The following is a 25,010-nucleotide window of genomic DNA, read 5'->3' as shown; positions in this document are numbered from 1 at the left end:
ATTGAAAGAAGGAAAATATATAATGATAAACATAATTAATAAAAAAGATTGTTGTGGATGTTATGCTTGTAATAATATATGTCCTAAGAGTTGTATATCAATGATTGAAGATGATGAAGGTTTTTATTATCCTAATGTAGATATGGACAAGTGTATTAATTGTAGATTATGTGAGAAAGTATGTCCTTTTAATAATGATTTACCAAAAAAACAATTTTCAAGTATTGCATATGCTTGTAAGAATATAAATGAAAATATACGATTGGAAAGTTCTTCTGGAGGAATATTTAGTGTACTGTGTAAATATGCTGTTTTAAATAAAGGTGTTGTATTTGGAGCAGCTTTTAATGAAGATTTTAAGGTAATACATACTTATACAGAAACTTTAGAGGATTGTAACAAATTTTATGGCTCTAAATACGTTCAGAGTAGTATAATGGATAGCTATAAACAAGCAAAAGAATTTTTGGATAATAATAGAGTAGTGCTTTTTAGTGGAACTCAATGTCAGATAAAAGGATTAAATACGTTTTTACAAAAAAAATATTTAAACTTAATAACAGTTGATGTAGTATGTCATGGAGTACCTAGTCCACTTGTATTTAAGAAGTATATAGATTATTTGGCACGAGTTAACAATTCAAAAGTCAAGTTAGTAAAATTTAGAGATAAAAAATATGGATGGCATAAATATAGCCATGTAACTGAATTTAAAAATGGTAAAATTTATTCTAGAACTGTAGATAAAGATATCTTTATGCAGGGGTTTTTAAAAGATCTATATTTAAGACCGTCTTGTTATGAGTGCAAAGCCAAAAATTATAAGAGTAATAGTGAGTTTTCTTTAGCTGACTATTGGGGAATTGAAAAAATATGCCCTGATTTTGATGATGACAAAGGGGTTTCTTTAGTAATTTTAAATAATGAAAAAAGTTTACAAATTTTTAGTGAAATTTTATCCGATATGGAAGTAACAAGAAGCAATTTAGATTATGCAACTAAATATAATCAATCTATAATTAAATCAGTAAATTATAATAAAAATAGAAAGAAATATTTTAAAGTTATTCACAATATGGATGTAGAGAAAGCGATAATAAAATATACTAAGGTAAATTTTGCCAGTAGGGTAAAAAGAAAGATTGTTCGGGTAATAAATTCAAGCAATAAAAATAAATAGAAATTAATAATATTAAATAAAGTAAATAATTTAATATTAGATATAATATGGAAAATATATTCAAAGATTAAGAGGTCTTTTATGAGTAAAGAAGGAACTTTAGTTAAGAATACAATTATATATGCAATAGGTAATTTTGGATCAAAAGTTTTATCCTTTATATTACTACCATTCTATACATATTATTTATCCACTAATGACTATGGATATTTTGACCTAATAACTACTACAGTTGCATTATTGACTCCAATTGTAACATTTCAAATCTATGATGGATTATATAGATATTTACTAGAATCCAAAGATGATGCTGAATCTGCCCATGTTATCTCGAATTCATTTTTTATGATAACAAGAAATCTGATGGTATTTAGCATAATATACATTATATTTATTCAATTTAAAAGTTTTAAATATGAATATCTAATTTTATTACAAATTGATTTTAGTATACTATCTGTATTATGGTCACAGATTGCAAGAGGATTTCGAAAAAATGTAGATTATTCTGTATCTGGAATAATATCTACTGTTGTTATATTAGTATCTAATATATTATTTATTACTATAATGCATATGAAAGTAGGTTCGCTTATAGTATCAAATATTTTATCTTCTATAATTATAATAATTTACTTGGATGGAAAATTAAAAATTCATAATTATATAAAACTTAAATTAAATAATAATATAATAAAAAGGAAGTTAATTGTTTTTTCTATACCATTAATACCAAATGTAATTAGCTGGTGGCTAATGAATGTATCTGATAGATATTTTTTAACTTTTTATAAGGGAGTGGAAGCTAATGGAATTTATGCTATTTCAAATAAATTTCCATCTATATTAATTATGTTAAATACTATATTTAATTTGGCTTGGCAGGAAAGTGCTATAACAGAATATGGTTCCAAAGATAGAAATGTATTTTATACAAGGATGTTTAATGTATTAATGACTTTTCAATTTACAGCAGTAATTGGATTGTTAGCTTTTACAAAATTCATTATGCATCTTATGGTTAATGTTAAATTTGAGTCCGCATGGATGTTTGTACCATTTTTATATATAGGTACAATATTCAATTCATTTTCTTTATTTTATGGGACAGGTTATCTAAGTTCAAAGGATACCATAGGAGCATTTTATACTTCTGTAATTGGAGGAGTTATAAATGTAATAATTAATATAGCTTTAATACCTGTTATTGGAATACAAGGTGCATCGTTTTCTACAATGATCGCGTTCCTAGTAATGTGGCTTACTAGGTTGTGGCAAACTAGAAAATACTTTAGGATAGATATTGATTTAAAGAGATTGATAATTTTATCTATAATTTCTGTTTTATTTATTTTTACATATTATAGTAATAATAAAATTGTAGAGATAGTAATTATGATTTTATCTGTAATAATATTTGTTGTGTTCAATAAAAGTTTAATTAGTAAAGCATTTGAATTTGCTAAGAATAAGATTAGAAAATAGAGCGAAGAGATTCACTCTATTTTTTAATAATAGCACTATTCTGAAAGTACTTTTAATCATTATATAACCAGTATATAATATAAATATATTGTAAATTATTATAAATAAATACACTTTATTGAAAGGGGATATAAATGAAAACCTATTTAGTAACAGGAGGAGCAGGATTTATAGGTTCCAACTTCATTCATTATATATTAAAAAAGTATAGAGACATAAAGATAATAAACTATGACAAGCTTACCTATGCTGGAAATCTGGAAAATCTTGAATCTGTAGCTGACAATCCAAATTATACGTTTGTCCAAGGTGATATATGTGACAGGGATAAATTGAATGCTGTGTTTGAAAAATATGACATAGACTATGTGGTGAACTTTGCAGCGGAATCTCATGTGGACAGGAGCATAAAAAATCCTGAAATATTTGTAACAACTAATGTGCTTGGGACTGTAACTCTTCTGAATACGGCAAAGCATTTTTGGGCTGAAGGAGAAGGTTTCAAGAAAGGTAAAAGGTACCTTCAGGTTTCTACGGATGAAGTTTATGGATCACTTGAAAGTGAGGGATATTTTACAGAGACAACTCCTCTCGATTCCCACAGTCCATACTCTTCAAGCAAGGCATCTGCGGATCTTATGGTAAAAGCTTATTACGATACCTACAGGATGCCTGTGAATATCACTAGGTGTTCCAACAACTACGGGCCTTATCAATTCCCCGAGAAATTGATACCTCTCGTTATAAACAACTGCCTCGATAAAAGGGATATTCCGGTATACGGTGATGGAATGAACATAAGGGACTGGCTTTATGTTGAAGATCACTGCAGGGCAATAGATATGGTTGTGGACAGTGGCAGGACAGGTCAGGTGTATAATATCGGCGGACACAACGAGAGGACGAATGTACATATAGTGAAGACTATAATTTCATATATACATGACAATGTGGATTCAGCAGTAGGTGAAGACCTTGTAAAATATGTGGAGGACAGGAAAGGGCATGACAGGAGATATGGAATAGACCCCAAAAAAATAAAAAATGAACTTGGCTGGTATCCCGAGACCGTATTTGAAACTGGAATAGTAAAGACAATAAAATGGTATCTGAAGAACAGGGATTGGATGGAAAATGTCACCTCCGGCCAGTACCAGAACTATTACAAAAAAATGTACTTGTAAATTGCAGAAAGGATGTGCGTGACAAATGAGAAAGGGAATTATACTTGCAGGCGGTTCAGGGACAAGACTCTACCCTATGACAAAGGTCATATCAAAGCAGATAGTACCTGTATATGACAAGCCTATGATCTACTATCCCCTGTCCGTACTCATGCTTGCAGGAATAAGGGAGATACTTATAATATCAACTCCCAGGGACATAGATACCTTCAAGGAGCTTTTCGGAGACGGCAGCCAGCTCGGCCTTGATTTTACATATGAAATTCAATATAAACCCGGCGGACTTGCAGAGGCCTTTATAGTAGGTGAAAAATTTATCGGAAATGATGATGCAGCCCTTGTTCTTGGGGATAATGTATTTTACGGCTATGGTTTTACTCAGAGGCTTGAAGTGGCTTCAGGCAGAAAGGACTGTTCCACTATTTTTGGGTATCATGTAAGCAATCCGAAAGATTTCGGGGTAGTTGAATTCGACAGTGAATTCAATGTTGTATCCATAGAGGAGAAGCCATCCAGTCCTAAATCGAACTATGCAGTTCCCGGACTGTACTTTTATGACAATGACGTTGTTGACATCGCAAAGAACATAAAGCCTTCAGGGAGAGGCGAACTTGAAATTACGGATGTGAACAACGAATACCTGAGACAGGGAAGGCTTAAAGTGGAGCTGTTCGGAAGGGGAATGGCCTGGCTCGATACGGGAACACCCCGTGGGTTGTTGAATGCTGCAAATTTTGTTGAGGCGGTTCAGACGAGACAGGGACTGTATGTTGCCTGCATCGAGGAGATTGCATATAGAAAAGGATACATAGATGACAACCAGCTTGTAAAGCTGGCAGAACCCCTGAAGAAGGTGGACTACGGAAAATATATCTTGAGTCTCATGGACAGAGTCAGATCCTGATCGGGATTTATGAGAGGAGAATAGATAAAATGGATTCTGAAAAAAGCAAATTTTTGGCCGGAGAGCCTTACCAAATACGTGATCCGGAATTGATGGCCGATATATTCCGGGCAAGAGGACTTGTTCGAAAGCTGAATAATCTGACGGACGAACAGCAGAAAGAAAAACAGGCTATTCTTCGCCAGCTTTTTAAGCGGGTTGGAAAGAATATGGATATTCAGCCTTTTTTCCACTGTGATTTCGGCTATAATATTTCCATCGGAGATAATTTTCTTTGCAATTATGATTGTGCAATGCTTGATGTAGCACCCATTACCATTGGTGATAATTGTCTGTTTGCACCTCATGTCCAGATATATGCAGCTGAACATCCTCTGGACGTTGAAAGGCGTACGGCAATGATAGGACTTGGCAGGCCGGTTACCGTCGGTGATAATGCCTGGATAGGCGGCGGATCGATTCTGGTACCTGGAGTTACCCTTGGCAATAATGTAGTGGTAGGTGCAGGCTCCGTGGTGACAAAATCCTTTCCCGACAATGTGTTGATTGCAGGTAATCCGGCACAGGTTATTCGACACCTGTAATAAGACTGAAGTTTCCGCTGAAAATGGTTATAATATATTTAAGGATAAGGTAGGGGCAGAACCTATTGATTTAAAATATTGGGGGCGATACAAATGAAAATTCTTGTTACAGGGGCAAAGGGACAGCTTGCCTCGGAGATTTCTTCAGTTCTGAAAAAGGGTAAAACTGATATAGGTTACATCGATAAGTTGTATTCAAATGCAGAAGTTAAGTACTTGGGAAGGAATGAACTTGACATAGCAAGGTTTAGTGATGTACTTAACTGTGTGGAGGATTTCAGACCCGATGTCATCATAAATTGTGCGGCATACACGAATGTTGATGGATGTGAAGAGAACTTTGACAGTGCTTTTAAGGTAAATTCCATAGGACCGAGAAATCTGGCCCGTTCAGCTTCAATTACAGGGGCAAGATTGATACATGTTTCTACGGATTACGTCTTCGATGGAAAGGGAAGTGTGCCTTTCAGGGAGTATGATGTGCCTAAGCCGATGAGCGTGTACGGAAGGACAAAGCTGCTTGGAGAACAGTACATAAGGGAAAATTGCAGAAAGTATTTTATAGTGAGGACTTCCTGGCTCTATGGCGTGTACGGGAAAAATTTTGTCTATACCATACTCAAGGCGGCAAGGGAAAAAGGACACCTTGATGTAGTTGATGACCAGAGGGGAAATCCGACAAATGCGGAGGATCTAGCTTATCATATTCTGAAAATTGCTCTTACAAATGAGTATGGAATATATCACTGTACGGGGAAAGGGGAATGCAGCTGGTATGATTTTGCGGGTAAAATTGTGGATTATGCAGGTATAGACTGCAGTGTATCTCCAATTACCTCAGACAAGCTTGAGAGAGCTGCAAAGAGGCCGGAGTATTCATCTCTCGACAATATGATGCTAAGGTGTACAATAGGCGATGACATGAGACCATGGAAGGATGCATTGAAGTCCTTTATAGAAAAAATATGAAGAAAGGGAAATGATCGAGATGGGGAAGTTTGAATTTAAATGTACGGATATAGATGGAGTATACATAATAGAAACGGGTATCTTCGGGGACAACAGGGGATATTTCATGGAGACATATAATTACAATGAATTCAGGGAAGCTGGACTTGACATGAAATTTGTACAGGATAACCAGTCTAAGTCCAGAAAGGGCGTTTTAAGAGGACTGCATTTTCAGAAAAAACATTCTCAGGGAAAGCTTGTTAGAGTTGTCAAGGGTGAAGTGTTTGATGTGGCAGTGGATTTGAGAAGAGGTTCCTCGACTTATGGAAAATGGATTGGAGTTATTCTGTCAGAAGAGAACAGAAAACAGTTCTATATTCCACAGGGCTTTGCACATGGATTTCTTGTACTTTCAGATGAGGCGGAATTTTGCTACAAATGTACGGATTTCTATCATCCGGAAGACGAGGGCGGACTTATCTGGAATGATCCCGATGTAGGAATAAAATGGCCTCTTGATGGGATAGGAATTGAAAATATCATCTTTTCCGATAAAGACAAGTTGTGGCCGAGATTGAAGGAACTGCAATTATGATAAAAAGTATCCGGGCTTGATTTTGCAAACCCGGATACTTTTCTTATTTTTAAAGAAAATTATTGTAAGTAGTATTGTGAAAACATGTACAATCTGAAACAGTCTTTAGGGCTGTTTTTTATGCAGTTTTTCAACTTTATGAAAAAAATTACAAAAAATCCGTTATTTTCTTGAAAAAGTTGGTGTCTTATAATATAGATACAGTTTAAACATTGATATGGCTCGAACTTTAGACTTAATAACTTTAAATTATTAACTATGAAGGGAGAATTTTAATGGAAAACGTTGACACCGATTTAAGAGAATTTGTAGAGGGGATTTTAAGGGGGGAGGACGCATGTATATCAAGGCTTCAGCTCTGTTTTACAGGTGCCATGAGAAGAATGTACAATGACTATATTGGAGTTGAGTTCGGCAATTCGGACGAGGATGATATCATGAGTATTTCACTGAAGAATCTTGTAAGTTCCATGACCGCCTTCAGGGGGAACAGCTGGAAACAGTTCAGAAGCTACGGTTACAGGGTTGTGAAGAACACGGTATTGAATTACAGCAGGTATCTGAGGAGGAGAAAGGGGAAGCTTGGTGCTCTGCCCTCCGACAGTGAAATGGAAGCAGGTGCTTTCTACCATCAGTACAATAGATCCGAATCCCTTGAGGACAGAGTGGTAAACAGCATGATGTACGACTACCTTATTGAAAAGACTGGTTTGTCCAGAGGTGAGATGGAATACAACAGCATAATCCAGCACTACGGCAGTGTCGAAGAGTATCTCAGGGAAAATGAGGGAAATGCAAATGCACTTAATCAGACGGGCTACAGGTTGCGAAACAAGCTGAAGAAAAAGCTGCTGGAATTCGACCTGGAATTTCTGAGATAAATTTGGGGGTGGCTTGTCATGAAGGATAGAATCAAGCTTGAAAAACTTGTTGAAAGTGCAAAAAATGGTGACAGACGGGCGCTGGAGGAAATTTGCAGGAGCTTTGAGGGATTTATAGTGAAAAAGGCGAGAACAATATATATAAGGGGTTATGAAATGGAGGATCTCATCCAGGAGGGCTACAGGTCTGTTATCACAGCCGTGAACAGGTATGATGTGGGGAAAAATTCGTTTACCGCCTATGTTACAAACTCTATAGTAAAAAATTTTTACAGTCTAATGAGGAAGAATCTTGGAAAGCCCTTCAGCTGCAGCCTGAACAGTGTGAATGACGGGGGCTGTGAACTCATGGATACCCTGGTTTCCGGTGAGAATATCGAGGAGGATTTTGTGACCAGAGAAAATGAATCTGAACTTGCAAGTAGCATGGACAAGCTGTCCCGGGATGAAAAGGATATTATTTTCTGGTATTATCTTGAGGAGAAGTCCCTGGGAGAATATGCGGAGTCAAGGAATGTAAGCTATAGAACTGCCGTATACAGGAAGAAAATTGCACTGGACAAATTGAAAAAGATTTTCCTAAAAAATTAGTATCTATGGTACAATATTCATATATTCCAAAAAACACTGGAGGTAGGGATTTTATGAATAAAAGGGCAATTAAAACCATAGGAAGTACCACGATTCTTTCACTTGTTCTCTCTGCGGCAGTTCCGGCTGTATCTGCAGAAGCCGCAGGAAGTGTTACAAGTGTTGAAGGTGCGGACAGCTATGAAACGGCAGCTCTTGCGGCAACTTCCAACTGGACGGATAGTGAAAACGTACTGCTTGTTTCAGGCGAAGGTTATGCAGATGCACTTAGTTCCGTTGCACTTTCAAAACAGCTTGATGCACCGATACTCCTCACGGGGGGTACATATTTGAACAGCAGTGCAAAAGCTGCACTGGACAAATTGAAACCGAAGAATATATACATCATAGGAGGAACGGGAGTAATATCCCAGGCAATAAGAAATCAGCTCAGAGATGAGAACTACAATCTGATTGAACTCTACGGCGGGAACAGATATGACACCAATGCATCTGTTGCAGAACAGCTCGTAAAACTTGGCGTTGACCCTTCAAATGTCCTTATGGCAGGTGGAGGCAATTTCTCGGACACCCTTTCCGCAGCTCCGGTTGCTGCAGCAAAAGGCCAGATACTTCTTCTCGGGGGAAATGACAGGACAAGCATGTCTTCTGTGGCGGATTTCGTCGACCGTCATAATTCGGCTGTTACCGTAGTTGGTACGAGCAATACCATAAGTGACGATACCTACAAGTCACTTGGTGCTGTTGCAAGAATAAACGGCGGTGCCGACAGGTTTGCAACAAATCTAAATGTATTGAAGGCCTTTGACGGCAGCTTGAAATCCGACAAAATATATGTGGCCAATGCTTCGGGAGCCAGATATGCCGATTCACTTATAGCTGCATCTCTTGCAGGAATAAACTCTTCACCCCTTGTTATTGTAAATGGAGAGGGTGACGCACAGACGGGTAATGCACTTGACTACATAAGGTCAAAGGCATCCGGCTCAACGGAGGTAAATATAATTTCGGAAAAGGGTGTGATTTCAGATGCCACAGTCTCGGATATAAAGAATGCGGCAGCAGGAATTGCAAATGACAGCAGCACTGTAAATTCTGTAGCAGCGGTTGGGCTGAATCAGATAAAGGTTGTATTCAATACTGCAGTGGATGAAAGCTCTGCAGAGAGAATTGCAAATTATGAAATAGATGGGAGTTCTCTTGGCTCGGAGGCACAGACCCAGTCCTCCGCATATCTGCAGGATGACGGCAGGACGGTCGTAATTACCTTCAAGAATCCCTTCAAACAGGGGAAGAAGGTCAATTTTACCGTAAAGAATAATGTGCTTTCCGATGAACTGTCTTCCAGTATCACAGAATATGAAAAGGAAGTTACATTTCAGGAAACAGGATCTCCGTCAATTGAATCCGTCACTCCTGTGGGGGGCAACAAATTGAGGGTTAAATTTTCAGAAGCTGTAAGAATGGATGAAGACGATCTGGCTTCCATGAAAATAAATAATAGAAGCGTTAGGAACTACGGCCTGGATACTTCCGATACGGAGTTCAAGGATAAATCCGGTGACTGGTCGGATGGGGTTGACCTCTATTTTAATTCCACACTTCCTGTAGGCAGCAATACCTTTACCATTCCTGATGGCACATCGGGGAGTAAATTTGACAATGCGGCCAATATTCCAATTCAGAGCCAATCAAAGAATTTCACAGTTGAATCTGTATATGGAGCACCAAAGGTAGAAAGTGTTACGAGTGACAATGCAGGTACAATATATATAAAGTACAACAGGGCAATGGACCAGGAAACAGCACTTGACCCGGACAACTATGAGATAAACGGTGACGATGTGGATGTTGATGAGTCCTATGTAACCTTCGAACCCGGTTCGGGGGACAGCACCGTTAGGATAAAGAACGTCGGGGACATGCTGGAGCAGGGGACAAATACGGTTCTGGTCAAGGATGATGTGCAGGATACCTTCTATAATACCATCAATCAGACAAGTACCACCCTCTATTATGGAAGCAGCAGCGAAAAGCCCGAAGTTGCCTCTTCAAATATTCTGGATGAAGAGACAATAAGGGTCAAATTCAACAAGGATGTTGTAAGAAGTTATGCCACAAATACAGGCAACTACAAACTCATGGATTCTGATGGAAATGACATAAGCTACAAGTTGAACAATGTCAATACCATAACCGTGGATGGAAACAACAACAGAACTTTTGATCTCAAATTTGACGATGGTACGTTGAACGGATCTAAATATACGTTGACGGTGAAAAATATCATAGACACCGAGGCAAAACCGAATGTCATGACTACCTATACTGCCACTCTATCGGGTATGGACAGCAAAGGTGTAAGCGTTACTGAAATAGTCAAAAGATTTGACAATGATCAGGCTGTTGCTATATTTTTCAATCATACCATGGACGATGCTTCCATATCCGACAAATCAAATTATGTGTTCAGGGACGGAACAGGAGAGGTCAAGAATTTGCCTGGGGGGGCAATTGTAACACCTTCCTATGATGATAAAAGTGTAACTGTTGAATTCCCTTCAAATTATACCATCGGAGAAGGAACCACAGCCAGAAATGTAATCCAGGTCGGGGTTGAAAATGTGGTGGATCAGGACGGGACACCTATTGATCTCGGGTCATATATAGGGGATATAAGTACAACCAGCAGCAATGGGCCTAAAATTATATCGGGTACGGCCGAGATGACATTCAGCGGTGATGATATAAGCGTCAAGGTTTCTCTTTCCGGAGCACTTGATTCACTTGACTTGAATGATTTCAAGGTGGATGGATACAAGCCGGACAATGCGTACAGCACTGGAAATGATGTCATATTAATATACAAGTCGGGGGTTAAGGATGGCGAAAAGGTAGAAGGCATAAAGGACTGTGGTGAAAGTACAACCTTAAGTGTAGTCAATAATAATTCCATGGATTCTGCAGGGAGAAATATAAGGACAGGTTCCACAAAGGTTTATATACCTCCTATAACAAGATCAAATCAATTTACTGCCACAAATGCCTCAAATGCGGATACTGTAAAAGTGGTATTCAATCAGGATATAGATACTGCCATACAAAGTCAGTATTCAGATGATTTCATATTTACAGATGTAAGTACAGGTAGGACAGTCACTCCAAATGCCATAAGTGTTGACGGAAAGACTGTAATCTACAGATTCAACGCAGCTTCCTTCGACAAGGGGGATGTTATCAAGATAGCTGCAAACAGCAGTGGTGCCGGTATCAGCATAAGAAGTGAAAAACATGAAGATGCTGCATATACCATTTACTCACCTTCAGGTGATGACTTGAGCGGATATACTGTAACTGCAAAATAAACAGAAGAGGATTGTCATGAAAAATGACAATCCTCTATTGAATATATGGCAATATTTTTATATTTATGGTAAAATTATTTTGTAATTGTTAGTATAAAAACATTTTGATGAACAGGAAGGGAGGTAAATATGAACAAGTTAAAAACAGCAGTGTTGTGCATACTGGCTATTGTATTTTCGGGTACTCCGGCTTTTGCAGCCGGAAATACCCTGGATATAGATGCATCCATAGATGCTGCCATATCAAGTTCCTACAAGGTCAAGAGCATGGACATTTCCATAAAACAGGCACAGAATTCATATGATGCGGATGTAAAGAATGCTAGCAGCTACGCTGACCAGCTGGATCAGGGTGGCCCGGACATGGATGCATATACAAGACTTTCCCTTATGCAGGGAATATCCAATCCACGCAGAGAGGACAAGTTTTCCGAGTACAAGTACACACAGATGAAATCCGTGGCTGAAAATGAAATAAAGCTGTCTGCCTATACCCAGTATACTGCCCTCATGAATGACAGGGATGAGCTTGATTTTGAAAATCAGAAAATGGCCAATGAAGAGGAAAAGTATAGCAGTGCAAAGTCAAAACTGAGCCTTGGTTTGATATCTCCTTCAGATGAGAAAAAGGCGGAGGCGGATTACAATACGCAAAAGGCCAAACTGGATGGAGCACAGAGAAAGTATGACCTGGATGTTATGAATATGAACAAGATTCTGGGTGCCGATCTTTACACAAAATATGATACTTTACTGAGAGACAAGTTCACTGAAACACCTTATATAAGAAGCTACGATGAATATTTGAACGGTGCACTTGAAAAGAGGGCGGAGATACTTGTAGCCCAGGAAAATATAAATCTGCAGAAGTTTGAATATAAAGTGGTAAGCGGTGTATTCCCCAATACGCAGTCCGTACCGAACAGACTGGCACAGGCAAATGTGGACAATGCTTCCGACAGCCTTGAGATTCAGAAGTTGAACATAATCCCGGAGATAAACAGCCTTTACAATGACCTCCAGGTTAAAAACAGGATGCTTAAGTCCAAAAAGGATGCACTTGCCCTTTCCAAGACCCGTTATGATACCCAGCGCGTAAAATATGATGTAGGGGTTATCAGCAAAATAGATTTTGATACTGCAGCGCTGGATTTGAAAAGTGCCCAGAATACAGTGAAAGCTGCACAGAGAGATATATGGATGGCACAGTTCAAGCTGGGTCAGGCCTGCGATATAGGAAATGATACATCGAAAATCAATTAAAAAGGAGGATGGCAAATATGAGAAACAAACTCATTATATTCACTGCACTGACAGTTACACTCAGTACAGGTACAGTATGTCTTGCGGCGGCTCCAACAGCAGGTGCTGCAGGTTCAACTGCTTCCATTTCCGCAGCAGCTGAAGGTACAGGTTCTGTCACTTCCCAATATTCAATAATAGGAGATCAGACGTTGAACCTTGACCAGGTGCTCGGGTATATAGAAAAAAACAACATACAGATCAAGTCCAAGGACCAGAAGATATTGCTCTATCAGAGGCAGTATGACAGGGACAGCATGAATGCCACACTTATAAAAGATAGTGACACAAGTGAAGTGAACTACCCTAGAGGACAGTACGTAAATATAAAACTTCAGACCGATGTCATACCTAAAGTTGACGATCAGAATATAAAAGATGCAAAGCATGACAGGGAGGATTCACTTCAGAATATGAAGTTTACTGTTGAAAAGCAGTATATGTCTGCACTTACCTGCCAGGATCAGATAAATACTATAGATGCACAGATAGAAAATGTGGACCAGCAGATTGAACAGACCAAAGAGAAAATAGAGCAGGGTGTTCTAACTTCCGATGCTCTTGAATCCCTGAATGTTCAGAAGAGCCAGTTTCAGGCATCACTGAATACACCCGAGTCACAGCTCCAGCAGAACCTTCTGAGTATAAAGCAGGCCATAAATATGGATCTCGACAGTGAACTGACCCTTACCCCTGCACAGAAGGAGTACAAAAAGTTTGACGACGGCAATATTGCAAACAGGATTGAAAGTGCAGTCAAAAATGACTATGACATAGGCAAGATAAACAACAATCTTGCAATACTCAATATAAAAGAGGATATATACAAGCAATATTCCTATAATGATGCCACAGGCGAGGTGAGTACGGGGCTCAGCATACAGGATCTGCAGAATTCCCTTGCAGATACTGAATTGAATCTCAAGCTGGGACTGTGGAACGATTATTACAACCTTAAAAATCTTGAAGACAATGTAGCTGTTGAAAACGCAAAGGTAGCCAGTGCACAGGCTAATTACGATACTATATTGTCCAAGGTAAAACTTGGAACAGAAGTACAGCTTCAGGCAGATTCGGCCAAGCTGGCACTGGACAGTGAACTCGTAAACCTGAAAAATGCACAGAATGACTATATGGAGGCAGTGCAGCAGTTCCAGTACAATCTGGAGAATTGATTTTAAAAATCTATTAACACTGTGAAAAGCTCTATTAAAATCTTCAAAATGTGTTACAATAAACTCTAGCGGGGCAAAATCCCGGAGTTAATACATGGAGAGTGATAATAGTGAAAACCAGATCAAGAAAACTTGGCATTTTGGCTGTGCTTATACTATTGGTTGTGTCTCTTACAGCTTGTTCCTTCGGGAATAAATCATCCCAGGGAGTGGATACCTCTAAAAAGGCTTCACAAAATCAGGGGAGTACAAGAGGAGCGAAGATAGCTGTAGACGAGAATAAAACCAAAAAGCTGAAGGGCGAGAATATAATATTGAATGGCAAAGTATATGTCCAGAGCAAAAAGGTCATAGCCACCATGGTAGTGAAGGATGGAACGAAAGATTCCGATGCAAAGGCCCTTGCACAGAAATATGCCGATGAACTGAAAAAAGAGCACAAGGATATGCCTGTAAGTGTAATAGCGGTGAAAAACAATAAGAATGTTGCGAAAATAAATATAAAATAAAGAGCTTGAAATGGTGAAATCAGGAACGGTCCCGTTGGGGATCGTTCCTGATTTGTCAGTTCCCGGCTATTGAAAAGTCAATCTTTGTTATTGAAGGTGTTATTTTAACTCCTGATTTGTCTTTTATATTGTCCAGTATTGTTATTGTATACTGTTCTCCCCTGGTGTAGCCCTCAGGCGGTGGATTTATGATTATTGACGAGGGACTCCTGAATTCCATGGATATGTCAATGACCTTTCCGGTGCTGTCCGTAACTTTTACGTTGTTTGCCATGGTCATTTCCATGCTGCTTGTTATGATGCTGTCATCCGAACTATTTTTCACGGTTTTGTCGTCCAGCGGCCTGTTGAAATTTATCTGCCAGATTTTATGGCTGTCCGATTCGGTTTTATTTCCGAGAAATTTGATATCGCTGTTTTTTATAATGCTGCAGGAACTGCCCTGGAGTACTGCCGCTGAACCACTGCTGAAGGACGAGGCACTGTCAAAGTCATATCCTGTAAAAGTGGAACCAAGCCTGTCTATATATGCCCACTTTGTAGAAAGCCTGGAAGACGAGTCTCCTTTCGTGACTTTCTCAACTGCCACGGCGGCATAGCCTTCACTGAAGTCACGGGCGCTTGTAAATTTAGCCTCTATGACAATATTCCCATTGCTGTCCATGAAGCCGTATTTTCCGTTCTTCTCAATTCTTGCAAGGCCTTCGCTGAAGGCATATATTTTGTCAGCGTCATAGAGATTATATTTGTATTTCATATCCGTCAGATCCTTATTTATGAAACCGTACCTGCCGTTTATGCTCACTATGGCCTTGCCCTCGCTGAAATTGTCCATCCAGTCGAACTGCGGCTGAAGAACTATCCTGCCGCTGGAATCCATCAGTCCTGTCTTGTCTGCACGTTTTATGGAATACATGCCGTTGTTGACATAGTTTATTCCATCATAGTCATCATCAAGTATAGTACTTCCATTTTTGTCTATCAGTCCGTATTTGCTTCCGGTATTTATCTTGATGAGATTGTCGTTTAAAAAGGATATGTCCTTGTATTTTTCAGGTATAATCAGATTGCCTTTCATATCTGCAATTCCCCAGCTTCCGTCTTTCTTCACGGGGAGCATGCTGTTCCGCGGTGCTTTTAAAGCATCAAAGCCGAGGCTTGTGAAATTGCCTGACTTGTCCAATAAGCCCCAGGAAGAACCTGATTTTACAGCTGCATAACCTTCATTGAAGTCCGAGGCATCATCAAGATTGCAGTTCCAGAGTACATTTCCCTTTATATCCAGAAAACCGTATTTGTTGTTTTCCCTCACCCTGATAAAGCCGTCTTCAGGTTCATATATATAGTCGAATTCAGGTTCCGTCAGCTTTTTCCCGGATCTGTCTACAAGTCCCCATTTTGAATTCATGCACACCTCTGCGATTCCCTCGCTGTAAAAGTATGAAATATCGTCGAATTCAGGAGCTATTATTATCCTGCCCTCCCGGGAAATAATTCCGTATTTTGTTCCCTTCTGGATCTTTGCATAGCCGCCTTGAAAGCTTGATATGGAAGTGAACTGCGGTTCTGCAAGTATTTTACCTTCAGAAGACACAAGACCGTACAGATTGCCGCTTTTTATCTTTGCTGTACTGCCCTGGAATGTATATATGACTGTACTGTCGGAGGAAGAATCTATAGGGATTATGGAATAAGTTTTACCGCTGTCCGCCATGACCTTCGATGATTGAGGCAGTGTAGAAAGGATAAGTGCCGCCGACAGGCATAGAATCAGCATTAAATAATATTTTGAAGGATGCTTCATTTGTCATACCCCCTTTAGCTTATTATACCATCCGGGATATAAAATTACTATACGGCATCATTGTGGTAATTTGTCATACTGTATAGAATAAAGCTTTTTATTATAGTATAATATAATTATTGTATTTACATGAAAACACAAATGGAGGAACAACGATATATGGTTAAAAAAACAGATAATAAGCTGCAGGATAATGATAGAGAGGATTACGTATCCACAAAACTGTCTCTTCTTGAAAAGGATAGTGTTGTAGTATCGGATGTCCAGAAGGAAATTATGGAAGATGAGGTAAAAGAACTGCCTCCCATAAAAGAAGGGGAACTGAATGTTTCCGGTGTATACTTATATGAATATGAAGATAAATATGAGATGAAGGTATATGTAAGGAACGGTCTTTCCGAGAATCTCAATCTGGAGGATATACCTTTTGTAATCAAGGATTCAGAGGGAAATATCATTGCAGATCAGATATTTGATCTCAGAAAGTTAGGACAGCTTCCACCTCATTCTGTAAGACCTATAAAGGTTTACTTTGACAAGAAAAATGTAAAATTCGACATAATACCGGAAAACTGGGAACTGGCTTTAAGTGGAACATTTAAAATAAGCAGGAAGGTACGTACGAGATATGAAGGACTTCCTGAAGACATAGAGGACAAGGACAGGCAGGTCCTTGAGCAGTTTCTTGAAGGACTGCCGGAACTGGAGGAGGGCGAATTCAGCATATCCACCTTCAGTATCGGGATAAACACGGATGGGAGCATACTTGCCACCTGTGTCATGAGAAATGCATCCCTCAAGCCTATTTCTCTGAGTAAAATCCCTGTAACCTTGTTGAATGAGGATAATGTTGTAGTTTATTCAAATCAGTTTGAACTGGACAACTTTGAAGTCAGTCCCTACAGGGCAAGGCTCTGCAATTTTTCATTTCAGACGAACATAAAACCTGAAAAACCACAGGAACTGAAGGGCTGGTCCATAGCCTATAAATTGTATAAAAAGGAAAAGTAATATAAGCCGGGGAGAGTTTTCCCGGCTTTTGCTTTTGGTGTGTGTTTTACTGTACATGCTGTCAGTGCTTGAAGCTGGTAAGTTCTTTTATTATGGCTTTTTTCTGATTCTGAGTTATTGTGTTGTTTTTTACAAGGGTCTCCAGTCCATTGTTTAAAGATTCGGCAAATTGTTTTCTATGCTCTTTTCTACAGGAGACAAACAAATCCTTGATGGCAGATCTCTGTGCTTGGGTTATGACTTTTTTGTCTGCGAGCTCATCCAGACCATCGCTGAAGGAGTTCATGAAATTTTTACCCTGATTCTTTGAAGCATCTAGCAGTTGATCTACAGCGGATTTCTGCTTTTCAGTTATAGTTTTATTCTGAACCAGTGTATTCAATTTATCTTTGAAGCATCCATGTTTCTTTTTTGACGAACTGCGGAATTTGTCCGATCTCATCAATTCCAGTACGGCATCTTTTTGTTTCACGTTTATAGTACCATTTTCAACAAGCTTGTCGAGGCTGAGCTTCCAGTGGGATTTTCGGTGTCTTCCCGGTGAAGTCTGGTTGATTGATGACAGGTTTTTGCAGGATACGGCGTGGACCTGAGCAGTAGTGATGTTCAGTGAAATCAGAATGGTCAGGGTGTATAATATTTTGATACTTTTTTTCAGCATATTATCGTCCTCCTAAAATTAATTTATTTATAGTTTTCCAATTTGGAAGATAATTATTTATAGTAAACATTCAGTATCCAGGTATATTATTCTGCTGCAAAATGGTAAAATAATATAAAGGATACAGAGGGAGCTGATGATATGAAGAGGATACCTTATGGAATTTCCAACTTTGAAGTTTTGAGGGAGAAGAACTACCTTTATGTAGATAAGACCTCTTATATAGATGTACTGGAACAATATGCACCATATCAATTTTTTATAAGGCCCCGAAGATTTGGGAAGAGTCTGTTTATATCGATGCTGGACAATTATTATGATATAAATAAAAAGGATAAGTTTGAAAAGTTGTTTGGCGATCTTTATATAGGCAAGAATCCTACTGAGGACAGAAACAGTTTTTTGGTATGGAGAATAAGTTTTGCAGGAGTGGATGCAGGGCATGGTGAAGAAGAACTTAGAGAAAGCTTTAATACAAAAGTAACTTTTTCTGTGAAGAACTTTATTGTTAAGTACTCGAATTTTTTTACTGGTGAGGAAATAGAAGGATATTCCATGAAAGCAGAAGCAGCTGTCGAGTATATATCACATCTTGCTGGAAAAGTAGAAATGCCTGTATTCCTTCTGATAGATGAATATGACAACTTTGCCAACGAACTGATAACAGGAGGTAAACAGAATACCTATAACAGTATCCTTCACGGAGAGGGCTTTGTCAAAGTATTTTACAAGGCAGTAAAAGATGCAACTATGGATAACTTTGCAAGAATATTCATGACTGGGGTGAGTCCTATAATGCTGGATGACCTGACCAGCGGCTTTAACATAACGAGGAACTATACTCTGGATGAAAAGCTCAATGCAATGCTTGGATTTACACGGCAGGAACTTTCATGGATTATGGATGAAGTCAATATAGATGATGTGGAACTTAGAAAAAAAATCTGTACTGATATGATAACCTATTATGACGGATATAAATTCAATGAAAATTGCAGGCCTGTTTTCAATCCAGATATGGCCATGTATTTTCTCGATGGCTATCTGGCATATGACCGTTATCCTAAAGAAATGATAGACAATAATGTAAAGACAGATTACGGGAAGGTCAACCAGCTTGCATATAATTTCAATGACATGGAAGCTTTAAAGGAAATAATGTCTGATGGTGAAACATCAACAATTCTTGTAGACAGGTTTAACATCAATACTATGTACAGTGAAAAGGAAAACTTCAAGTCCCTGCTGTTTTATCTGGGGATGCTTACTATAAAAGAGGCAGGTCCCCTTGGTACTGTACTGAGGATACCCAATTATGTTATAAAGACAATTTATTGGGAACAGCAATTTCAGAATATAAGGGGAAAGTACAATATTGAAATTCAAAAGGTTAGAATTGCAGTAAATGAAATGCGAATGCACGGCAGTATAGAATCCATGGTAGAGCTTTTAAAAGACATACTGGAGAGTTTTTCCAACAGGGATCTCATACAGATGGATGAAAAAAATGTAAAAATGATATTTCTAACTCTTTTAGGAGTGGATGGTACCTATTTCATAAAAAGTGAAGATGAGAACAACAAAGGCTATGTGGATTTGATGCTTAAAAGAAAAATTCAGCTTGAAGATATAACTAAATTTCAGTGGATTATAGAATTGAAATATATAAAAGAAAGTGATAGGAACACTTTGGAGAAAGTAAAGGAGCAGGGATTGAAACAGCTTCAATTGTATGGAGAAAGTAAAATGGTTCAGGAAGGACTGGGGAAAGAAAGATTGAAGAAAGTATTGATTGTTGTGGTAGGGAAAAAGGATATTTGTTATGTGTGCCCGGAATAGGGAATTATGGGGTATAATAAAAATAATAACAAAAGAGTTATCACTGAAAGGGAGTGCTTACTTTGCCCGAAATAAGTTTGTTTTTTGGTATAAGGATAACTATAAATTATAATGAATTAATGCAGAATTGGGAATTGTCAAGATTACATGAAAGACTTAATAAAATATCACCATTATCATAAGGAGGGATTTTCTATGGAGTATTTTCCAGAAGTTGTACAGGTGATACCTACTGAAGATTATAAAGTATATGTTTACTTTGATGATGGATCAATAAAACTGTTTGATGCCTCCAGTGTAATAAATAAAGGGATTTTTAGACAGATAAAAGATAAAAATATTTTTATAGATAGATGTACTGTACTGAACGGAACTTTGGCATGGGACATTCAAGGAACTTATGATCCAGGCGAATGTCTTGATATAGATCCTTTTGAATTATATAAATGTCCTGAAGTTGAAGAGCCTTCTGAAATGTTTAATTCCTATAAGAAGTAAAATTTAGATAAGGATACAGAGGGAGCTGATGATATGAAGAGGATACCTTATGGAATTTCCAACTTTGAAGTTTTGAGGGAGAAGAACTACCTTTATGTAGATAAAACCTCTTATATAGATGTACTGGAACAATATGCACCATATCAATTTTTTATAAGGCCCCGAAGATTTGGGAAGAGTCTGTTTATATCGATGCTGGACAATTATTATGATATAAATAAAAAGGATAAGTTTGAAAAGTTGTTTGGCGATCTTTATATAGGCAAGAATCCTACCGAGTACAGAAACAGTTTTTTAATCTTGAGAATAAGTTTTGCAGGAGTGGACGCAGGGTATGGTGAAGAAAAACTTAGAGAAAGCTTTAATTTTAAAGTTATGTCATCTGCAAGAGAATTTTTATATAAATATCATGATTTATTGGAAGAAAGCAGATTGCCTTCTGATGATATGAGTGCCGAAATGGTGATATCTCATCTGAACATGATCAGCAAAATAAGCAATCAGCAGGTATTCCTTCTGATAGATGAATATGACAACTTTGCCAACGAACTGATAACAGGAGGTAAACAGAATACCTATAACAGTATCCTTCACGGAGAGGGCTTTGTCAAAGTATTTTACAAGGCAGTAAAAGATGCAACTATGGATAACTTTGCAAGAATATTCATGACTGGGGTGAGTCCTATAATGCTGGATGACCTGACCAGCGGCTTTAACATAACGAGGAACTATACTCTGGATGAAAAGCTCAATGCAATGCTTGGATTTACACGGCAGGAACTTTCATGGATTATGGATGAAGTCAATATAGATGATGTGGAACTTAGAAAAAAAATCTGTACTGATATGATAACCTATTATGACGGATATAAATTCAATGAAAATTGCAGGCCTGTTTTCAATCCAGATATGGCCATGTATTTTCTCGATGGCTATCTGGCATATGACCGTTATCCTAAAGAAATGATAGATAATAATGTAAAGACAGATTACGGGAAGGTCAACCAGCTTGCATATAATTTCAATGACATGGAAGCTTTAAAGGAAATAATGTCTGATGGTGAAACATCAACAATTCTTGTAGACAGGTTTAACATCAATACTATGTACAGTGAAAAGGAAAACTTCAAGTCCCTGCTGTTTTATCTGGGGATGCTTACTATAAAAGAGGCAGGTCCCCTTGGTACTGTACTGAGGATACCCAATTATGTTATAAAGACAATTTATTGGGAACAGCAATTTCAGAATATAAGGGGAAAGTACAATATTGAAATTCAAAAGGTTAGAATTGCAGTAAATGAAATGCGAATGCACGGCAGTATAGAATCCATGGTAGAGCTTTTAAAAGACATACTGGAGAGTTTTTCCAACAGGGATCTCATACAGATGGATGAAAAAAATGTAAAAATGATATTTCTAACTCTTTTAGGAGTGGATGGTACCTATTTCATAAAAAGTGAAGATGAGAACAACAAAGGCTATGTGGATTTGATGCTTAAAAGAAAAATTCAGCTTGAAGATATAACTAAATTTCAGTGGATTATAGAATTGAAATATATAAAAGAAAGTGATAGGAACACTTTGGAGAAAGTAAAGGAGCAGGGATTGAAACAGCTTCAATTGTATGGAGAAAGTAAAATGGTTCAGGAAGGACTGGGGAAAGAAAGATTGAAGAAAGTATTGATTGTTGTGGTAGGGAAAAAGGATATTTATTATGTGTGCCCGGAATAGAATTCAGGCAGTGGCTTGAAGAAGGTGATGTTATTAAAAAGATTGTTTTGATTGTACTGTGTATTACATGGATGGGTTTTATATTCTATAATTCCTCTAATAATGGGAATGTGTCCAATAAGAGAAGCTATAATATACTGGATGATCTGAAACGTATAAAGGAGGGGAAAAGCATATTGCCAGGGGAAACAGGGAAATCTTCAGAGCAGCAATCACAAAATGTAAAGGAGAAGGTTTCAATCAAGGCCAGAATAAAAGAGGCATTCAGAATTCCTCAAAACAGGCAGGAAAGATTGAATCTCATTTTGAGAAAAAATGCCCATGCTTTTGAGTATCTTGTGCTTGCCATTATAGTTTCAGGAGTGCTTCATGTATTTAAATTAAGAGGTAAACAAGCTATAGTATATATAATGTTCATATGCCTTTTATATGCTGTTACAGATGAGTTTCACCAACAGCTTGTACCTGGAAGAACATCACTTGTAAGTGATGTGGTGATAGACTTCGCGGGAAGTTTGATTGGAATACTTGTCTTTTATGTTATATACTATAAATTGAAAGATCTTAAAAATTATTGACTTAATTTTTCTGTAGCTGTATATTTATTTATAAACGTGATAATATTATTGAGGGGGCTTTTTGATGTCGAAATCGTACGTATTTTACCAGGGAGAAATTGTAGATGAAAGTGAAGTAACGGTTGGTATAAGAAGCAAGGCTTTCAACTATGGACTTGGTTGTTTTGAAGGAATAAGGGCTTACTGGGATGAAGACCAGAAGCAGCTTTTTGGGTTCAGGTTGAAGGATCACTATACAAGGATGCTCCAGTCTGCCAAGACACTTAATCTCAACATTCCGTACACCGTAGATGATCTTGTAAAATTCACTGTAGAACTTTTAAAGAAAAATGAATTCAAGCGCACTACATACATAAGACCTATAATTTATAACGATGCACATGATATAGGACCAAGTCTTACAGATCCAGATGTAAAAGTTGTTATATACTGTCAGCCTCTGGACAAATATGCTGGAAAATCTGAATTGAGTGTTGGAATAACATCATGGGGAAGAATTGAAGATAACATGATACCGCCAAGAGTAAAGGCCACAGCGTCTTATTTGAATTCAGCCCTTGCATCTCTTGAGGCACACAGGGCAGGGTTTGACGAGGCAATATTCCTTACAAGATCGGGACATGTTTGCGAAGGACCGGGAGAGAACCTGTTCATATACAAGAAGGGAAAACTCATAACTCCTTCAGCTTCCGACAATATACTTGAGGGAATAACGAGAGATCTTGTCATAAGGCTGGCAAAGGAAGATCTTGGACTTGAAGTTGTTGAAAGAAGTGTTACAAGAACAGAGCTTTATGCATCAGATGAAATATTCTTCAGTGGAACTGCCATGGAGGTTACTCCAATAGTTGAAGTTGACCACAGAATTGTTGGGGACGGAAAAGAAGGAGAAATCTGCAGGAAGCTGAAAGAACTCTTCTTCACACTGACTGTAGGCAAGAATCCTAAATATGCAGAGTACTGTACTCCTGTTTATTAAAAACTGTGATATTTATGTAGGGCCGGGCAGGTTTGTCTATGGCTCTACTTTTTTGTCTGAAAAATTAATGGGAAAGTTTTTATAAAAGATGCATATTATAAATAAGTATAATAAAATTGTAACTTGATTCCGGGAGATGAATTTATGACGAAAAAATTAAAAATACTCTTGTTTGTTATCCTGCCTCTGATAATTGTTTTATCAGTACTTATAGGTATGATTACCTGGAATTCTTCAAACATACCGGATTTCCCACAGCCTTCAGAACAGCTTGCATCAAAAATAATCAATATGCCGGCAAACAATGGCTCCATAACGTTAAGCAGCGAGGAATTAAATGAACTCATAGGTCTGTATCCCATAGGAGAGAATAAGTTTGGCGATTTGAAGGTAAAAGCAATATATACCGGAATACTTAAAGACAAATTTACAATATATCTGCCGTCAAATTACAGGGGAATAGATGTCCTTCTTTCCATTTCGGGAAAACCCTATCTTGAAAATGGCAGAATAGTATATGAGATAAATGATTTCAAGGCCGGAAAGTTGAGCCTGCCAAAGAGTATTGTCGTCAATATTGTAAAAAAGTATGATATAAAGAGAGTGTCCTTAAAGGATAATAAAATAATCATAGATACAAGTCTGTTTTCGTTGAAGATGAGGGAACTTGAACTGTCAGACGGCAGTGTGACCATAGTGTTCTATTAGAGGAATTAGAATCCGTTTAAAAACAGGACGGGTTCTAATTCCTCTAAATCAGCCAGGGATTCTTTCCACTTCGAAAATCTCGTTTATCCACAGGCCTATTACAGGGACACCTTTGTATAAATTTTCAAGTATTTCTACTGAAGCTTTAATGTGTCTTATATGTCCAGCCCTGTCAGTATCATTTCCTGCACAGTCATGGTGACCTGCCACGAATATAATGTTTGATCCATGGGAATTCAAGGATATGTCCATCTTTTTGTCAAGTGAATTCATGAATGTCCTGTCTTTTACGGCAATAACTCTGTCTATGCCGGGTTCCGATATTATATCCACGTAGTCCACATCAAAATTCTCTCTTATCCAGTTTATTGCAGGGAGCTGGGTTCTCCCATCCATACAGTTCAGCAATGTAGCAAAATTTCCATCCATATTCATACTTCCTTTGTCGATAATATTTTTATATTTGAGATTATACCATATTTTTATGACTGATTT

Annotated in this window: 23 protein-coding genes; 20 read left to right on the top strand and 3 right to left on the bottom strand. The window is 37.9% G+C overall.

The window, feature by feature from the left end; all coding sequences use genetic code 11:
* Nucleotides 1–22: 22 nt before the first annotated feature.
* The 13 genes from LKE46_RS12325 to LKE46_RS12265 all read left to right on the top strand — a co-directional run bounded on the left by LKE46_RS12325 (nt 23) and on the right by LKE46_RS12265 (nt 14,706).
* Nucleotides 23–1,180 carry a Coenzyme F420 hydrogenase/dehydrogenase, beta subunit C-terminal domain gene (locus LKE46_RS12325; protein ID WP_291725686.1) on the top strand — a complete coding sequence of 386 codons (1,158 nt, stop codon included), beginning with the start codon at nt 23–25 and terminating at the stop codon, nt 1,178–1,180.
* Between the two features lie 81 nt (nt 1,181–1,261).
* Nucleotides 1,262–2,665 carry a lipopolysaccharide biosynthesis protein gene (locus LKE46_RS12320; protein ID WP_291722696.1) on the top strand — a complete coding sequence of 468 codons (1,404 nt, stop codon included), beginning with the start codon at nt 1,262–1,264 and terminating at the stop codon, nt 2,663–2,665.
* Between the two features lie 134 nt (nt 2,666–2,799).
* Nucleotides 2,800–3,849 carry a dTDP-glucose 4,6-dehydratase gene (rfbB, locus tag LKE46_RS12315; protein WP_291722693.1) on the top strand — a complete coding sequence of 350 codons (1,050 nt, stop codon included), beginning with the start codon at nt 2,800–2,802 and terminating at the stop codon, nt 3,847–3,849.
* 25 nt (nt 3,850–3,874) lie between these two features.
* A complete protein-coding gene (gene rfbA / locus LKE46_RS12310) occupies nt 3,875–4,753 on the top strand; it encodes a glucose-1-phosphate thymidylyltransferase RfbA (RefSeq protein WP_291722690.1) in 879 nt (292 codons plus the stop codon).
* Nucleotides 4,754–4,782: 29 nt separating this feature from the next.
* Nucleotides 4,783–5,337, top strand: a complete 555-nt coding sequence (locus LKE46_RS12305) for a sugar O-acetyltransferase (protein ID WP_291722687.1) — start codon at nt 4,783–4,785, stop codon at nt 5,335–5,337.
* Between the two features lie 93 nt (nt 5,338–5,430).
* Nucleotides 5,431–6,306: a dTDP-4-dehydrorhamnose reductase gene (gene rfbD / locus LKE46_RS12300; RefSeq protein ID WP_291722684.1), complete on the top strand. Its 876-nt coding sequence runs from the start codon at nt 5,431–5,433 to the stop codon at nt 6,304–6,306.
* A 19-nt stretch (nt 6,307–6,325) separates the two neighbouring features.
* A complete protein-coding gene (rfbC, locus tag LKE46_RS12295) occupies nt 6,326–6,883 on the top strand; it encodes a dTDP-4-dehydrorhamnose 3,5-epimerase (RefSeq protein WP_291722682.1) in 558 nt (185 codons plus the stop codon).
* 275 nt (nt 6,884–7,158) lie between these two features.
* On the top strand, nt 7,159–7,764 hold the full coding sequence (locus LKE46_RS12290; protein ID WP_291722679.1) for a sigma-70 family RNA polymerase sigma factor: 606 nt from the start codon (nt 7,159–7,161) through the stop codon (nt 7,762–7,764).
* 18 nt (nt 7,765–7,782) lie between these two features.
* The gene (locus LKE46_RS12285; RefSeq protein ID WP_291722676.1) at nt 7,783–8,355 is read left to right on the top strand and encodes a sigma-70 family RNA polymerase sigma factor; all 573 of its coding nucleotides are present in this window, start codon (nt 7,783–7,785) and stop codon (nt 8,353–8,355) included.
* 53 nt (nt 8,356–8,408) lie between these two features.
* On the top strand, nt 8,409–11,720 hold the full coding sequence (locus LKE46_RS12280; protein WP_291722673.1) for a cell wall-binding repeat-containing protein: 3,312 nt from the start codon (nt 8,409–8,411) through the stop codon (nt 11,718–11,720).
* Nucleotides 11,721–11,849: 129 nt separating this feature from the next.
* Nucleotides 11,850–12,983, top strand: coding sequence for a TolC family protein (locus tag LKE46_RS12275; RefSeq protein ID WP_291722670.1), 1,134 nt, complete (start codon nt 11,850–11,852; stop codon nt 12,981–12,983).
* A gap of 17 nt (nt 12,984–13,000) precedes the next feature.
* Nucleotides 13,001–14,197, top strand: coding sequence for a TolC family protein (locus LKE46_RS12270; protein WP_291722667.1), 1,197 nt, complete (start codon nt 13,001–13,003; stop codon nt 14,195–14,197).
* Between the two features lie 110 nt (nt 14,198–14,307).
* On the top strand, nt 14,308–14,706 hold the full coding sequence (locus LKE46_RS12265; RefSeq protein WP_291722664.1) for a hypothetical protein: 399 nt from the start codon (nt 14,308–14,310) through the stop codon (nt 14,704–14,706).
* 55 nt (nt 14,707–14,761) lie between these two features.
* Here LKE46_RS12265 and LKE46_RS12260 read toward each other — a convergent pair whose 3' ends face one another.
* Nucleotides 14,762–16,510, bottom strand: a complete 1,749-nt coding sequence (locus LKE46_RS12260) for a WG repeat-containing protein (RefSeq protein WP_291722661.1) — start codon at nt 16,508–16,510, stop codon at nt 14,762–14,764.
* 159 nt (nt 16,511–16,669) lie between these two features.
* Here LKE46_RS12260 and LKE46_RS12255 point away from each other — a divergent pair, with 159 nt between their 5' ends.
* Nucleotides 16,670–17,521, top strand: a complete 852-nt coding sequence (locus tag LKE46_RS12255) for an SLAP domain-containing protein (protein WP_291722658.1) — start codon at nt 16,670–16,672, stop codon at nt 17,519–17,521.
* 61 nt (nt 17,522–17,582) lie between these two features.
* On the opposite strand, the gene LKE46_RS12250 is transcribed toward LKE46_RS12255, so the two are convergent.
* Nucleotides 17,583–18,182, bottom strand: a complete 600-nt coding sequence (locus LKE46_RS12250) for a hypothetical protein (RefSeq protein WP_291722655.1) — start codon at nt 18,180–18,182, stop codon at nt 17,583–17,585.
* Between the two features lie 141 nt (nt 18,183–18,323).
* On the opposite strand from LKE46_RS12250, the gene LKE46_RS12245 reads away from it, so the two are divergent.
* The 6 genes from LKE46_RS12245 (at nt 18,324) to LKE46_RS12220 (ending at nt 24,515) form a co-directional block, all read left to right on the top strand.
* Nucleotides 18,324–20,021 (top strand): ATP-binding protein, encoded by a 1,698-nt coding sequence (locus LKE46_RS12245; RefSeq protein WP_291722652.1) that lies wholly within the window; start codon nt 18,324–18,326, stop codon nt 20,019–20,021.
* A 195-nt stretch (nt 20,022–20,216) separates the two neighbouring features.
* Nucleotides 20,217–20,519, top strand: coding sequence for a DUF2442 domain-containing protein (locus LKE46_RS12240; RefSeq protein ID WP_291722650.1), 303 nt, complete (start codon nt 20,217–20,219; stop codon nt 20,517–20,519).
* Between the two features lie 33 nt (nt 20,520–20,552).
* The gene (locus tag LKE46_RS12235; RefSeq protein WP_291722647.1) at nt 20,553–22,250 is read left to right on the top strand and encodes an ATP-binding protein; all 1,698 of its coding nucleotides are present in this window, start codon (nt 20,553–20,555) and stop codon (nt 22,248–22,250) included.
* Nucleotides 22,238–22,828 carry a VanZ family protein gene (locus tag LKE46_RS12230; RefSeq protein WP_363316022.1) on the top strand — a complete coding sequence of 197 codons (591 nt, stop codon included), beginning with the start codon at nt 22,238–22,240 and terminating at the stop codon, nt 22,826–22,828. The genes LKE46_RS12235 and LKE46_RS12230 overlap by 13 nt, the downstream gene beginning before the upstream one ends.
* Nucleotides 22,829–22,892: 64 nt before the next feature.
* Complete coding sequence (locus LKE46_RS12225; RefSeq protein ID WP_291722644.1) at nt 22,893–23,807, top strand: branched-chain amino acid transaminase; 915 nt, start codon at nt 22,893–22,895, stop codon at nt 23,805–23,807.
* Between the two features lie 144 nt (nt 23,808–23,951).
* Nucleotides 23,952–24,515 (top strand): hypothetical protein, encoded by a 564-nt coding sequence (locus LKE46_RS12220; protein ID WP_291722642.1) that lies wholly within the window; start codon nt 23,952–23,954, stop codon nt 24,513–24,515.
* Between the two features lie 48 nt (nt 24,516–24,563).
* Here LKE46_RS12220 and LKE46_RS12215 read toward each other — a convergent pair whose 3' ends face one another.
* Nucleotides 24,564–24,944 (bottom strand): carbonic anhydrase, encoded by a 381-nt coding sequence (locus tag LKE46_RS12215; RefSeq protein ID WP_291722638.1) that lies wholly within the window; start codon nt 24,942–24,944, stop codon nt 24,564–24,566.
* Between the last annotated feature and the right edge of the window lie 66 nt (nt 24,945–25,010).

Origin of the sequence: Clostridium sp. (genome assembly GCF_022482905.1) — a bacterium.
In the GTDB taxonomy this organism is placed as follows: domain Bacteria; phylum Bacillota; class Clostridia; order Clostridiales; family Clostridiaceae; genus Clostridium_B.
This window is presented reverse-complemented; position numbering and strand designations above follow the sequence as displayed.

Excerpts from the sequence above, each read along its gene's own strand:
- LKE46_RS12305 (WP_291722687.1), top strand. The coding sequence starts at position 4,783 with ATGGATTCTGAAAAAAGCAAATTTTTGGCCGGAGAGCCTTACCAAATA.
- LKE46_RS12260 (WP_291722661.1), bottom strand. The coding sequence starts at position 16,510 with ATGAAGCATCCTTCAAAATATTATTTAATGCTGATTCTATGCCTGTCG.
- rfbC (WP_291722682.1), top strand. The coding sequence starts at position 6,326 with ATGGGGAAGTTTGAATTTAAATGTACGGATATAGATGGAGTATACATA.
- LKE46_RS12235 (WP_291722647.1), top strand. The coding sequence starts at position 20,553 with ATGAAGAGGATACCTTATGGAATTTCCAACTTTGAAGTTTTGAGGGAG.
- LKE46_RS12240 (WP_291722650.1), top strand. The coding sequence starts at position 20,217 with ATGGAGTATTTTCCAGAAGTTGTACAGGTGATACCTACTGAAGATTAT.
- LKE46_RS12245 (WP_291722652.1), top strand. The coding sequence starts at position 18,324 with ATGAAGAGGATACCTTATGGAATTTCCAACTTTGAAGTTTTGAGGGAG.
- LKE46_RS12290 (WP_291722679.1), top strand. The coding sequence starts at position 7,159 with ATGGAAAACGTTGACACCGATTTAAGAGAATTTGTAGAGGGGATTTTA.
- LKE46_RS12250 (WP_291722655.1), bottom strand. The coding sequence starts at position 18,182 with ATGCTGAAAAAAAGTATCAAAATATTATACACCCTGACCATTCTGATT.
- LKE46_RS12225 (WP_291722644.1), top strand. The coding sequence starts at position 22,893 with ATGTCGAAATCGTACGTATTTTACCAGGGAGAAATTGTAGATGAAAGT.
- LKE46_RS12320 (WP_291722696.1), top strand. The coding sequence starts at position 1,262 with ATGAGTAAAGAAGGAACTTTAGTTAAGAATACAATTATATATGCAATA.
- LKE46_RS12220 (WP_291722642.1), top strand. The coding sequence starts at position 23,952 with ATGACGAAAAAATTAAAAATACTCTTGTTTGTTATCCTGCCTCTGATA.
- rfbD (WP_291722684.1), top strand. The coding sequence starts at position 5,431 with ATGAAAATTCTTGTTACAGGGGCAAAGGGACAGCTTGCCTCGGAGATT.
- LKE46_RS12285 (WP_291722676.1), top strand. The coding sequence starts at position 7,783 with ATGAAGGATAGAATCAAGCTTGAAAAACTTGTTGAAAGTGCAAAAAAT.
- LKE46_RS12255 (WP_291722658.1), top strand. The coding sequence starts at position 16,670 with ATGGTTAAAAAAACAGATAATAAGCTGCAGGATAATGATAGAGAGGAT.
- LKE46_RS12325 (WP_291725686.1), top strand. The coding sequence starts at position 23 with ATGATAAACATAATTAATAAAAAAGATTGTTGTGGATGTTATGCTTGT.
- rfbB (WP_291722693.1), top strand. The coding sequence starts at position 2,800 with ATGAAAACCTATTTAGTAACAGGAGGAGCAGGATTTATAGGTTCCAAC.
- LKE46_RS12270 (WP_291722667.1), top strand. The coding sequence starts at position 13,001 with ATGAGAAACAAACTCATTATATTCACTGCACTGACAGTTACACTCAGT.
- LKE46_RS12275 (WP_291722670.1), top strand. The coding sequence starts at position 11,850 with ATGAACAAGTTAAAAACAGCAGTGTTGTGCATACTGGCTATTGTATTT.
- rfbA (WP_291722690.1), top strand. The coding sequence starts at position 3,875 with ATGAGAAAGGGAATTATACTTGCAGGCGGTTCAGGGACAAGACTCTAC.
- LKE46_RS12280 (WP_291722673.1), top strand. The coding sequence starts at position 8,409 with ATGAATAAAAGGGCAATTAAAACCATAGGAAGTACCACGATTCTTTCA.
- LKE46_RS12215 (WP_291722638.1), bottom strand. The coding sequence starts at position 24,944 with ATGGATGGAAATTTTGCTACATTGCTGAACTGTATGGATGGGAGAACC.